10 protein-coding genes and 1 riboswitch are annotated in these 12699 nt (G+C 32.3%); of the genes, 5 read left to right on the forward strand and 5 right to left on the reverse strand.

Going from position 1 to position 12699, the window contains the following annotated elements; genetic code table 11:
• Positions 1–31 precede the first annotated feature (31 nt).
• A complete protein-coding gene (gene lepB, locus BMX03_RS01035) occupies positions 32–568 on the forward strand; it encodes a signal peptidase I (RefSeq protein WP_022227885.1) in 537 nt (178 codons plus the stop codon).
• 58 nt (positions 569–626) lie between these two features.
• On the opposite strand, the gene BMX03_RS01040 is transcribed toward lepB, so the two are convergent.
• Positions 627–1139 (reverse strand): DNA-deoxyinosine glycosylase, encoded by a 513-nt coding sequence (locus tag BMX03_RS01040; RefSeq protein WP_091693269.1) that lies wholly within the window; start codon positions 1137–1139, stop codon positions 627–629.
• A gap of 248 nt (positions 1140–1387) precedes the next feature.
• On the opposite strand from BMX03_RS01040, the gene clpB reads away from it, so the two are divergent.
• The 3 genes from clpB to metK all read left to right on the forward strand — a co-directional run bounded on the left by clpB (position 1388) and on the right by metK (position 7759).
• Complete coding sequence (gene clpB, locus BMX03_RS01045; RefSeq protein ID WP_091693271.1) at positions 1388–3976, forward strand: ATP-dependent chaperone ClpB; 2589 nt, start codon at positions 1388–1390, stop codon at positions 3974–3976.
• A gap of 371 nt (positions 3977–4347) precedes the next feature.
• Entirely contained in the window at positions 4348–6234 is a 1887-nt protein-coding gene (locus tag BMX03_RS01050) for a type I glutamate--ammonia ligase (RefSeq protein ID WP_091693273.1), read from the forward strand.
• A gap of 139 nt (positions 6235–6373) precedes the next feature.
• Positions 6374–6478: riboswitch (SAM riboswitch) on the forward strand.
• A gap of 96 nt (positions 6479–6574) precedes the next feature.
• Positions 6575–7759 (forward strand): methionine adenosyltransferase, encoded by a 1185-nt coding sequence (gene metK / locus BMX03_RS01055; RefSeq protein ID WP_091693276.1) that lies wholly within the window; start codon positions 6575–6577, stop codon positions 7757–7759.
• 49 nt (positions 7760–7808) lie between these two features.
• Here metK and BMX03_RS11080 read toward each other — a convergent pair whose 3' ends face one another.
• On the reverse strand, positions 7809–7949 hold the full coding sequence (locus tag BMX03_RS11080) for a hypothetical protein (RefSeq protein ID WP_022228652.1): 141 nt from the start codon (positions 7947–7949) through the stop codon (positions 7809–7811).
• 240 nt (positions 7950–8189) lie between these two features.
• Here BMX03_RS11080 and priA point away from each other — a divergent pair, with 240 nt between their 5' ends.
• A complete protein-coding gene (gene priA / locus BMX03_RS01060; RefSeq protein WP_091693277.1) occupies positions 8190–10616 on the forward strand; it encodes a primosomal protein N' in 2427 nt (808 codons plus the stop codon).
• Positions 10617–10691: 75 nt separating this feature from the next.
• On the opposite strand, the gene BMX03_RS01065 is transcribed toward priA, so the two are convergent.
• From BMX03_RS01065 to BMX03_RS01075, 3 genes are all read right to left on the reverse strand, one after another.
• Positions 10692–11114 carry a universal stress protein gene (locus BMX03_RS01065; RefSeq protein ID WP_015562408.1) on the reverse strand — a complete coding sequence of 141 codons (423 nt, stop codon included), beginning with the start codon at positions 11112–11114 and terminating at the stop codon, positions 10692–10694.
• A 129-nt stretch (positions 11115–11243) separates the two neighbouring features.
• Complete coding sequence (gene recO / locus BMX03_RS01070; protein ID WP_008538138.1) at positions 11244–11984, reverse strand: DNA repair protein RecO; 741 nt, start codon at positions 11982–11984, stop codon at positions 11244–11246.
• Between the two features lie 26 nt (positions 11985–12010).
• Entirely contained in the window at positions 12011–12688 is a 678-nt protein-coding gene (locus BMX03_RS01075) for a DUF502 domain-containing protein (protein WP_008538140.1), read from the reverse strand.
• Positions 12689–12699: the final 11 nt, after the last annotated feature.

Consider the following 12699-nt stretch of genomic DNA (forward strand, 5'->3'; position numbering starts at 1 on the left):
ATTAGTATGTTCTAGTAGAGGGAGGATTATCATGGCTGATAAAAAAGAGTCATCTTTAGGTAGTGAAATTAAAGATTGGGTTATTTCCATAGCTATCGCTGTTGTCTTAGCCTTATTCATTCGTCATTTTGTAGTAGAATTATATTTAGTTGATGGACCTTCTATGCGTCCGACATTACAAAATCAAGAACGTTTAGTCGTTAATAAATTTATTTATAATTTACATGACCCTGAACGTGGAGATATTTTAGTATTCCAATATCCAAAAGACCCTAGCCGTGATTTTATCAAGCGTGTAATTGCAATTCCTGGAGATACTATCGAAATTAAAGATGGTCATGTTTATGTAAATGGGGAATTAAAAAATGAACCATATATCTTAAGCACAACTAGAGGAGATTATCCACTGGCTACTGTACCAGAAGGACATATCTTTGTAATGGGCGATAACCGCAACAATTCCGAAGATAGTCGTTTCGCTGATGTAGGCATGGTACCATTTGATTTAATCAAAGGTAAAGCTGTTTTAATCTTCTGGCCAATCGATAAAATAAAAACATTACCATGATAATAACGAAAAGGTACCTATGAAATATTTTGTAGGTACCTTTTTTATTTTATAAAATCTATTTATTGTTTATATGTCTAGCTAAAGCTTGTTGCCAAACTTCTTGAAGCATTGGCAAACGAAATTTAGCATTGGCTGGACTTGTAGATGGTAATGTATAAAAAGTATATGTTTCATCTTTTAAAATATCTTTATTATATTTCTTAAAGCACTGAAAAGATTTTCCGCCATTAAAACAAATAGTTTTTATTTTAGGATATTTAGCAAATAAAGCTTTAAAATCATTTGGTACTTCATCACAAATGGCACTATCTAAACTACCTTCTCGAATACAAGAATCTATTGAGTCCCAAAGAGCAATATGATTTTTTCTCAATAAATCTAGTCTCTCTTGATAAATAGTTGGTATTATTCCTTCATTAAAAAATATAGCCATTAATTTCCAAAATCTATTTTGAGGATGTGCATAATATTGTTGTTGTTCCAAAGATTTTACACTTGGCATTGAACCTAAAATAATAGTAGTACAATTTTCATCAATAGATGGAGCAAAACCTATGAGTCTTTCCATAAATAAAATCACCTCTATCCTATTATAATATAAAGATTTTCAGTGTAGCTAAAATTTTTTTAAAGGAAAAGTCAAAAAGTCAAAAATAATGTTTGACAATTTGACTTTTAGCTTTTATAATATGTTTTGTAAGCAGATATTAAAACTAAAGTAAAATATAATTTATTATTTTAGTATAATAACTACTTCAATGAATTTATACTTTTATTAATTTGAATACTACTCATCATGACTTGGAGGTATACATCATGGGTGAAGAAAAATATACACAAAAAGTTTTAGAAGCTATGCAATCCGCACAGCAAGAAGCAGCACTTCGCTATCATCAAGAAATCACATCAGCTCATGTACTTTCAGCCTTAATCAAAGAACCTGAAGGTTTACTCGCTACTATTTTTGCTGAATGTCGAGTAGATTTACCTATGCTCAAAGCAAAACTAGAACAAATGCTCAAAAAAATTCCTAGTGTAAAAGGTCAAAGCCGTCTAGGTATGAGCACTGAAATGGTTCGTGTATTAGGCAGAGCAGCAAAACTTGCCGAAAACATGAATGATGAATATATAAGTACAGAACATTTATTATTAGCTATTGTCAGCGATAGCGATGATGAAATGCAAGCACTATGTAGAGAATTCAATCTACATCAAAATAAAATCCAATCTGTAATTAAATCAGAACGTAAACAAAATGTAAATAGTGATAATCCTGAAAGTGGTTATAAATCACTTGAAAAATACGGTCGTGATTTAACAGCTATGGCAAGAGTTGGTAAGCTCGACCCTGTTATTGGCCGTGATGAAGAAATCCGCCGTACTATCGAAATCTTATCTCGTCGTACTAAAAATAACCCAGTATTAATCGGTGAACCTGGTGTTGGTAAAACTGCTATCGTTGAAGGTTTAGCTCGCCGTATCGTAGCAGGTGATGTTCCAGAATCGCTAAAAAATAAAACATTATATTCTCTCGATATGGGCTCATTAATCGCTGGTGCTAAATATCGTGGTGAATTCGAAGAACGTCTAAAATCTGTATTAAATGAAATCTCTAAATCCGATGGACAGATTTTATTATTCATCGATGAAATTCACACTGTAGTAGGTGCAGGTGCAACTGAAGGTGCCATGGATGCTGGTAACTTATTAAAACCAATGTTAGCACGTGGACAACTCCGTTGTATTGGTGCCACTACTTTAAATGAATATCGTAAATATATTGAAAAAGATACAGCTCTTGAACGTCGTTTCCAACCTGTAATGGTAGGTCAGCCATCTGTAGAAGATACTATTTCTATCTTGCGTGGCTTAAAAGAACGTTATGAAGTTCATCACGGTGTAAGAATTCGTGATAATGCACTTGTTTCTGCAGCTGTATTATCTGATAGATATATCTCCGATAGATTTTTACCAGATAAAGCTATCGACTTAGTTGATGAAGCCGCTGCCAAACTTCGTACTGAAATCGAATCTATGCCAGAACCTATTGAAAAATTGCGTCGTAAAATCATGCAATTACAAATAGAAGAAGAAGCATTAAATAAAGAAACTGATGAAGCATCTAAAGAAAAACTTGCCAAACTCATTGACGAAAAAACTAAATTACAAAATGAAGAAAATGAATTAAAAGCAAAATGGGATAAAGAAAAACAAGGTATTGTTCGTTTACGTGCTATCAAAAAAGAAATGGATAGTGCCAATACGGAAATGGAAAAAGCTCAACGCAGTGGCGATTATGCCAAAGCTTCTGAAATCAAATACGGTAAATTACCACAACTTCAAAAAGAACTTGAAGAAATGGAAAAAGCTGTTCATGATGAAGAAGGCAATCGTCTCTTAAAAGAAGAAGTATCTGAAGAAGATATTGCCCAAGTAGTAAGTCGTTGGACTGGTATTCCTGTTACTAAAATGCTCACAGGTGAAAGAGAAAAACTCGTACATCTAGAAGATGTTCTCCATGAACGTGTTGTCGGTCAAGATGAAGCTGTAAAAGCCGTAAGTGAAGCTATTATTCGTGCTCGTGCTGGTATCAAAGACCCTAATCGTCCAATTGGTTCTTTCATTTTCCTCGGCCCTACTGGTGTAGGTAAAACTGAACTTGCAAAAACTTTAGCTGAAAGTCTATTTGATGATGAACGCAGTATTATTCGTATCGATATGAGCGAATATATGGAAAAACATTCTGTAGCTCGTTTAATTGGGGCTCCTCCAGGATATGTTGGCTATGATGAAGGTGGTCAACTCACTGAAGCAGTTCGCCGTCGTCCATATAGCGTAATTTTACTTGATGAAATTGAAAAAGCTCATCGTGATGTATTCAATGTATTATTACAAATCTTAGATGATGGTCGTTTAACTGATGGTAAAGGTAGAGTTGTAAACTTCAAAAATACTGTTATCATTATGACATCAAACTTAGGTAGTCATGAAATCTTAAATCAAGAAGATTTTGCTACAGCTGAAAAATTAGTACGCGATATCTTAAAAGATTATTTCCGTCCTGAATTTTTAAATCGTGTTGATGATATTATCGTATTCAAAGCTTTAGCTAAAGAACAAGTACGTCAAATTGCTCGCATCATGCTCGAAAATCTTAATAAACGTCTACAACATCAAGTTAATATTTCACTTTCTTGGTCTGATGAAGCTTTGACTAAACTTGCAGATGAAGGATTTGAACCAAACTTCGGTGCTCGTCCACTTCGTAGATTATTATCTCATACTGTAGAAACTCAATTAAGTAAAGAAATCATCAAAGGTAATATCAAAGAAGGCGACACTGTAGATATTAACGTAAACGGTGAAGAATTCACATTTAATCCAATTCGCAAAATGGAAGCATAAATTTTAAATTAAATAATAGCACTCTAAAATAAGATTAATTTTAGGGTGCTATTTTATTTTTTAGTTAGTTAAGAATATCATATTATCGAAAAGTCTTAACAAATTTTAATAAAAAGCCAATGATAAAAATACACTGTTACATTAAAAATAAAAAAATAACTACTAGACAAATACTTTTGAATATGATATTATAAATCTCGTAAAATAGAACAGCAAAGGCAATGGAGCCATATGAAACATCTGTGCATTAATATATCTATTCAATATATTTTTATTAATAGGTTTTTATGACATTAATGCAGTCAGGTTTGTTTTCATACGGCTTTTTTTAGTTGCTACATAAATTTTGTTAATAAAAGGTGGGTCTTTTAATGAACGATTTATTATATGTTATTCCTGCAAATTCTAAAAAAGAAGATATTATTGCTACATTGAAACAACATCCTGAAATTAAATTTGTTTCTTTAGTAGGTATCGATTTAGCTGGTAATGATACTGATGAAAAAATTCCTATGAGAGTTTTTCTTGAAGATATTGACTCTTTCTATAATGGCTCTGCTGTTCAAACAGATGGTTCTTCTGTAGTATTAACAGGTATTGCTACATTAAATAATGCTAAAGTAGATATGCCAATTGATCCTACTGTTAATTGGTTCGTTGATTACAATATCGAAAGCTATGATGATGAACTCGGTAAACCAGTTGGTACTCTCCGTATTCCTGCAGCTCTTATTCATGATGGCAAAGCTGTAGACTCCCGTTCCATCTTAGCTAACACTTTAACTTATGTAAAAAAAGGTTTATTAGATCTCTTTAAAAATAATGCTAAAATCTCCGGCTTAGAACACATCAATGGCGCAGATGTAAAAGATATCGTATTTACTTCCGCTACTGAACTTGAATTCTGGGTAAAAACTCCACTTAGTGAAGCAGATATCCCTGAAATGTCCGCATCTCAGGTTATGCAAGAACAATATTGGCAACGTACACGCGGTGCTGTTCGTACAGCTCTTGAACAGTGCATGTTAGCTCTTGAAGCTTATGGTCTTTCCCCTGAAATGGGTCATAAAGAAGTTGGTGGTATGAAAGGTCATATGGATACTGATGGTAATATGACTCATGTTTGCGAACAGGTAGAAATTGACTGGAAATTCGCTGATGCACTTCAAGCTGCTGATAATGAACTCGTTGTTCGTATCCTTGTAAAAGAAATCTTCCGTGAAAATGGTCTTGAAGTAAACTTCAAAGCAAAACCTATGATCGGTCTTGCTGGTAATGGTGAACATACTCATTTCGGTATTGGTGCTATCATGAATGATGGTTCTTTCGTAAACTTATTTGCTCCAACTGATATGAAAAAAGACTTCATGAGTGCTGTAGGTTATGGTGCTATCATGGGCTTACTTAAAAACTATGAAGTTATCAACCCATTCGTATCCGCAACTAATGACTCCTTAAATCGTTTAAAACCAGGTTTTGAAGCTCCTGTATGTATCGTTACTTCCTTAGGTCATAAACCAGAAGTTCCATCTCGTAACCGTACAATCTTAGCTGGTCTTATTCGTGATGTTAACAATCCAAAAGCTACTCGTTTTGAACTTCGCGCTTGTAATCCATATACAAACACTTATCTTGTACTTGCTGCTATTTATACATCTATCCTTGATGGTGTTATATACGCTGTTACTAAAACTACTGCTGAATTACTTGCTGAAATCTCCAAAGATGTAGGTGATGATGCTGGTTACTTAGAAAAAGACCGTGCTTATCGTGCTGAAGATGATGTATTTGAAGATTACACTGAAGAAGAACGTCATCAACGTTTTGGTGTACATCCTGCAACAGTTTGGGAAAACTTCTCTAACTTGAAAAAATATCCTGAAAAACGTGCAGTTTTAACTGAAGGTAAAGCATTCAGCGATAAAATTATTGATGCATTTGTTGAAGGTGAATTAATTCGTTGGAAAACTGAACTTATCAGCCGTATTATTCCTGAAAATCGTATGCTTATCAGCAAATTTAAAGAAATTAAATCTGCATATGTAACTGATGAAGATTCTTACAACTGGAATAAACTCAACCGCATTCGTTATTATCTTGCTAAAGACAGCATCGATAATAAATCCTTATTCACTCAGTTAATCAATGCTTTAAATTCTGGAGATTTTGCTACAGCTTCTAGCTTACAGGTAGAAATGTACGATAAAATGGAAGAATTAAAAGAACTCTATGCAACTTATAGAAACAATATGATTTAATAAAAATCTCCAAGAAGGCTTCTATTTTAGGAGCCTTCTTATTTATATTTTAGATTAGAATAATAAATTATTTTTATAACAAAGATATTGACAAAAATCTATTTTTTCTATATGATAATGATTAGCAATTATATAGAATAACTCATCAAGAGCAACTGAGGGACTGGCCCAATGACGTTGCGGCAACCATTGAGCATTTATCAAACGGTGCCAAATCCTTTAAGTTTTACTTAGAAGATGAGAGATGGATATAAACTCTCTCGCGTTTAAGTTTAGAGAGTTTTTTTTATGTTATTTTTTAATTGTTAAGATATAAAAAAATATACTAGGAGGTTCCTAAATGTCCAACAAAGTATTATTTACTTCTGAATCTGTTACTGAAGGTCATCCTGATAAAGTAGCAGACCAAATTTCTGATAGCATTTTAGATGCAATTTTAGCCAAAGATCCAAATGGTCGTGTAGCTTGTGAAACTTTCGCTATGACTGGTCAAATCCATGTAGCTGGTGAAATATCCACCGATTGCTATGTAGATATTCCATCTATCGTTCGTGAAACTATCCGCAATATCGGTTATACTCGTGCAAAATTCGGTTTAGACTGCGATACTTGTGGTATTTCTTTATCTATTGATGAACAGTCCCCTGATATTGCTATGGGTGTCGATAAATCTTTAGAAGCAAAAGAAGGCGAAGCAGACAAAACAGATCTTGGTGCTGGTGACCAAGGTATGATGTTCGGTTATGCTACAAATGAAACTCCTGAATATATGCCTCTTCCTATCGCTTTAGCTCATAAACTCGCTCGTCGTCTTACTGAAGTTAGAAAATCTGGTGAACTCTCTTATCTTCGTCCAGATGGTAAAACTCAAGTAACAGTTGTTTATGAAGATGGTAAACCTGTTGCTGTAGATACTATTGTTATCTCTACTCAACATGACCCAGATGTTACTTTAGAACAAATTAAACAAGACCTCATGGAAAAAGTAATTAAACCTGTTGTTCCTGCTGAACTTTTAACATCTGAAACAAAATATTTCATCAATCCTACTGGTAAATTCGTTATCGGTGGTCCACAAGGTGATACTGGTCTTACTGGTCGTAAAATCATTGTTGATACTTATGGTGGTATGGCTCGTCATGGTGGCGGAGCTTTCTCCGGTAAAGATCCAACAAAAGTAGACCGTTCTGCAGCATATGCAGCTCGTTATGTAGCTAAAAATATCGTAGCTGCTGGTCTTGCTGATAAATGTGAAATCCAATTAGCATATGCTATTGGTGTTGCAAAACCTGTATCTATCAGCATCAATACTTTCGGCACTAATAAAGTAACTGAAGACGTTATCACAAAACTTGTAAATGATAACTTTGACCTTCGTCCAGCAGGTATCATCAAAGAATTAGACTTACGTCGTCCAATTTATGCTCAAACAGCAGCTTATGGTCATTTCGGTCGTACAGATGTAGATCTTCCTTGGGAACATACTGACAAAGCTGAAACATTAAGAAAACAAGCTGGCTTATAATAATATTATATAAAAAACCTCTGATAAATAATTTATCAGAGGTTTTTCTTTATCTATGACGACCATGTCTAGGTGAAGGTGGCGGAGCAGCCTCTGTTGTATTTGCACTTATGACATAACTAATAGGTGTTGCTAAGAAACATGCCATAGTTAAAATACCAATAGATTTTTTAATTCTGTTTTTTAACATTCTAAAATCTCCTTTCAATCTATTTTGCCGAAAAAAACGATAAAAACGAAAATGCTATTGATATTCCCAATATAATTAGCAATAATCTTCTTAATAATGGATTCATAAAAATTCTCCTTCACGCAAATTATTCTAATTATAAAATTCTGTAATACATATAAAATATCCTTTCTCATATTTTCTAAAATCAAATAGATATATTATAATATAAACATATTACTTGATTAGGTACGTGATTATATGAAAAAACTTGCAGATATATATATTAATATTCCCGTTAAAAGTATTGCTAAGGCTTACACTTATATAATTCCTGAGAAATTTGATATTTTAAAAGAAGGTTGTCGTGTTTTAGTGCCTTTCGGCAATAGAATTATGGAAGGCTTTATTATTAAAATATATGCAAATAACGAACATAATATAGATATAACTAAATTAAAAGAAATCAAAGATATTATTGATACGGAAGCTTGGTTTACACCTCAAATGTATACTACCGCCAAATGGATGGCTGATTTTTATCTATGTTCTTTAGGCGAAACTATGCGGTTATTTATCCCCGGAAAAAATAGTATACAAATTCGCCCTATTTTTAATATTAACCAACAAAAATATGATTTATTCCCTAAAAATAAACTATCAGCAATTGAAATATCTTTGCTTGAATATCTTTCTCTACAAAAAAATACTGATTTATTGACTTTACAACATAAATTCAGTACAATTGATAATTTATCTTCTTTACTAGATAAACTCATCTCCAAAAAACTAATTATCCGAGATTATACTTATAAAACAAAAGCTAATAAAATTTATATCACTTATGCTTCTTTAAATGTAACAGTTAATGATGATATTTTAGCAACTTTAAAAAATAAACCAGCTCAAAAAAAAGCTTTATTATATTTAGCTAAAATAAAAGAAGCTTCCACTAAAGATTTATCAAATGAAAAAATCTCTCTACCTACATTAAAAGCACTTGCTGATTTAGACTATATAAAATTAGAAAAGAAACAAATATTGCGAGATAGTTATCATCAAATAACTACTAAACAAAATGCAGATAAAAAACTGACATCAGAGCAAATGACAGCCTTAAAAAATATAGAAATAGCTCAACATCAAGGAAAACAAAAATTTTTACTATATGGCGTTACAGGTAGTGGCAAAACTCAAATCTATATAGAAATGGCTTTAAAAGCACGTGCTTTAGGTAAACAAATCCTTATATTAGTTCCTGAAATCGTCCTTACAGGGCAATTAGTAACTTCTTTTAAAGAATATTTTGCTGATGATGTCGCTGTTATTCACAGTAGATTATCTATAGGGGAAAGAAATGATACATTTTGGCGAATTCGTACGAAACAAGTAAGTATCATCATTGGAGCTCGTTCAGCATTATTTGCTCCATTTGAAGATTTAGGCTTAATTGTAATGGACGAAGAACATGACCCTTCATATAAGCAAGATGAATCACCTCGATACCACAGTCATGACATCATTGAAAAAATGGCTGAAATTTATCATGCTACTTTAATCATGGGTAGTGCTACACCTTCTTTAGAGAGTTATTATAAAGCGCAAATAGGCGAATATGTTTTATTAAAAATGCCTAATCGTATAGATAATCTTCCCTTACCATATATTGAAGGAGTGGACATGCGTGAAGAACTACGCATGGGCAATCGAAAAATCATTTCTTTAAAATTAAAAGAATTAATTGCAGATACTCTAGCTAAAAAAGAACAAATTATCATCATGTTAAATCGCAGAGGTTTTTCCACTTTTGTAATGTGCAGAGCTTGCGGTCATGTTATCAAATGCAAATACTGCGATTTACCACTTGTTTATCATCGTCGTGGTATCTTACAATGCCATCATTGCGATATCACAGAAACCGTTCCTACTATCTGCCCAAAATGTAATAGTAAATATATCAAATTTTTCGGCTCAGGAACAGAAAAACTTGAGGAAGAATTATCCACTTTATTTCCTCAAGCTAGAATAATTCGCTTGGATAGAGATACTACTGGCAAAAAATTCGCTCATCTAGATATCTTAAAGCAATTTAAAGCTGGTCTATATGATATTTTATTAGGTACGCAGATGGTCGCTAAAGGTCATGATATACCTACTGTAACAGCTGTTGGCATCATAAGTGCAGACTCTAGCCTAAACTTACCAGATTTTAGAGCAAGCGAACGTTGTTTTGGTTTAATAACTCAAACAGCTGGTCGTGCTGGTAGAAAAAATAAACGTGGACAAGTAATCGTACAAACATATAATTTAGAACATTATGCTGTACAATGCGGTATTCAACAAGATTATAGTCATTTTTATAATGAAGAAATTTTATTGCGTAAAGCTATGTATTATCCACCTTTTTGTCAGCTCATAAAATTAATAATTCAAGACGAAAATGAAGAAAATGCTTTAACTAAAGCACAAAATTTAAAAAAACTCATCAAAGATAAATTCCAAGATAATAAAAATATTATTGTCATGGGCCCTGCTCCATCTTTAATCGCAAATTTCAAAGGAATGTATCGCTTTAATTTACTATTAAAAACAAATGATTTGGATACCTTACGAAATTATTTGCGTGAATGTAAAGTAGATATTGATAAAAATATAACAGTGGATATTAACCCTATTAATACAAATTAAATTCAATATAAAATAAAAACCCCAATAACTAGAATGTACTAATTATTGGGGTTAATTTTTTAATTAATATTTATATTATTTTACAATCAAAACTGGGCATTTGGCATGTTCTAACACATATTTACTTACGCTACCAAGCAATACACCTCGTACAAGACCTAAACCTCTACTACCCATAACAATTAAATCTGCAGAAATTTCTTTTTCATAATCTCTAATTGCTTCAGCTGGGTCTCCAGTTCTATATGCACAAACAATTTTCATTCCTTCTGGGAACAATTCTTTTGCTGCATTTAAAATACATTGACCTGATTTTTCAATTTCAATCAATACGTTATCAGATAAATAAGCATTAATTGCTAACTTATTAATATCTGCTACATATAAAATATGAACTTCTGCTTCATTAAGGCGATTAATTTTTATAGCCTGTTGCATAGCACGTTCAGCAATTTCAGAACTATCGATTGGAACTAAAATACGTTTTACGTTATCCATAACCAAACCCTCCTTGGTGCCTTAATTATAATATATTTTCAAGTTATTTTATATTAATTATATTCTGCATATGTGGCTAAAAATCCTGCTTTTTTGAATAAATTTTGCAAATATTTTTATAAAATTTATTTACGATAAACTTGTAACTTGCTTAATAAAAGTGAGCGATTTAAAAGGCTTGCCAATTAAAGATTGTATATAATCTAATAGAATTTTTTCAGCATTTATCAAATCAATACCTTTTACTTGAAATTTAGGTGGATTATCCCAATCTAAATGTAAAAGATGCTCTATAAATAATCTTACTGAAGCTGGATAATTTATCTGCTTTCCTTGACTGCAAGATGTGCAGATTGCTCCACCTTGCATAGCATCAAAATGACAATCGCCTTCGATTTTACTTCCACATAATGCACACTGACTATAATGAAGTTGACAGCCAGTATATTCAAAAATCTGATAAGCACTAGCTAAAGCACAAATACGAGGATTAAATTTTGTTAGACAAGGTAAAATCTTTAATAATTTTTCATAAATCTCTGCTTGTGGTTCATCTTCACTGCATAATTCTTTAGCTAATTCTGCAATAAAAGAAGCATATGCCATTGCCGTCAAATCCTCATATAAATCAGAAAAAAATCCTTTATGTTCACATTGGCGAACTGTATCCATCTTTTCACCTTTAGATAATTGAATATCTAACCATGAAAAAGGTTGCATAGATGCTGCTAATGGACTTTTAGGACGTCGACAACCATATGCTGCTGCTGTTATTTTTCCATAAGTAGGTGATAAAAGGGTAACGATTTTATCTGCGTTACCCCAATTTTTTACACCTAAAACTAATACTTCTGTTGTATAAATAGCCATATTAGTTTATTTTCCCTTTTAATATTTTACTTGTTTTCAACAGAATCCATATTTTTTTCTTGTTGAGCTTTTTCCATTTTTTCCTTAACTTCTTGTATTTTTGCTAAATCTGCTTTTACATCAGCACCTGGCATTACACCACCAGCTGTCAATATATATTGAAAAGCATCTTCTACAGAGATATCCACATAAATTATATCTTTTTTAGGTACAAATACATTAAATCCAGAAGTCATATTTAAACTCCATGGTAAAAATACAGATTCATATTCTTCATCTTTACTTAAATATGGAGCAAGTAATGATGATGGTTTTGGCATTAAAAATCCAATAGTTTTTACATTTGGATGTGGATAAGGAATTAAAACGACTTGACTAAACATCGTTTTTGATTCAAATAACATTGTAGAAACACGCTTAACACTATTGTAAATAAATTTTACAACTGGAATTTTATCTACTACTGTTTCAAAATAGCTGATAATTCGCTGAGAAGCCCATGACCAAGTTGATGTTATCCAGCCAGCAACTAAAATAACGATAATTAATAAGGCTACACCTGCACCTGGAAATTTAAGTGGTATATAACTTTCTACTATACCTTCTACTAAGGCAAATACTGTAGCAATTACAAAGTAAGTTATAACAATTGGTACTAATACTATAAGCCCATTAATAAAATAATGTGATAATCTATTCATCATGTTAAGCACGT

Source organism: Megamonas sp. Calf98-2 (assembly GCF_900110235.1).
GTDB lineage: Bacteria > Bacillota > Negativicutes > Selenomonadales > Selenomonadaceae > Megamonas > Megamonas funiformis.